At 42.2% G+C, this 798-nt stretch carries 1 protein-coding gene; it reads right to left on the bottom strand.

The genetic code is table 11. The features are described 5' to 3' along the window. Positions 1 to 55: 55 nt before the first annotated feature. Positions 56 to 798 (bottom strand): F0F1 ATP synthase subunit gamma (gene atpG / locus ACS8FD_RS19185; protein WP_439277031.1); only part of this gene is annotated, 743 nt, incomplete at its 5' end.

Here is a 798-nt window from a genome sequence, read left to right as displayed (position 1 = left end):
ATACGACCGCTACTCATTGCGTTCTCCTTGAACTTCTATATATGGTTGTAGTCAATTATGAAACGGCAGCAGCACCGCCAACGATTTCCGAGATTTCTCGGGTAATCGCCGCTTGACGCAGCTTGTTATAAACCAACTGTAAATCATTAATAAGGTCACCAGCATTATCTGTTGCCGCTTTCATCGCAACCATACGTGAAGACTGCTCAGAAGCAATATTTTCCATTACCGCTTGATAAACAATCGACTCAATATAGCGACCAAGCAATTCATCAATCAATGTCTTGATATCAGGCTCGTAGATATAGTCCCAGCTAAGCTCTGTCTGTATGCCACTTTCTTCATCATCAAACGAGTGCTCTGGCAGAGGAACCAATTGATTAACGGTTGGCTTTTGAGTCATGGCATTAACGAACTGGTTATATACCACGTAAATACGGTCAATATTGCCGTTACTATAATCTTCAAGCATGGCTTGAACGGGTGCGTTTATTTGCTCAAACGTTGGTTTATCGCCATAGTCAGTCACCGCTGACGTCACTTTACCACCAAAGTTTTTGAAAAAACTCACACCCTTAGCGCCAATAACTGCAAACTCAGTTTGCACAGACTGGTCTTGATAATCTTGGATACTTTTGGATAAAGCTTTGAATAGGTTAATATTCAAACCTCCCGCCAAACCACGATCAGAGGTAATGACGATATAGCCAACCTTGTTGACCGGACGCGTTACCATATATGGATGTTTGTAGTCTGATGAAGCATGCACCAAATGTGAAATAACCCGGCGCATACTAT

It is taken from the genome of Psychrobacter sp. 1U2 (genome assembly GCF_051847575.1).
The sequence above is the reverse complement of the archived record's forward strand: the minus strand, read 5'-3'. Positions and strand labels throughout refer to the sequence as shown.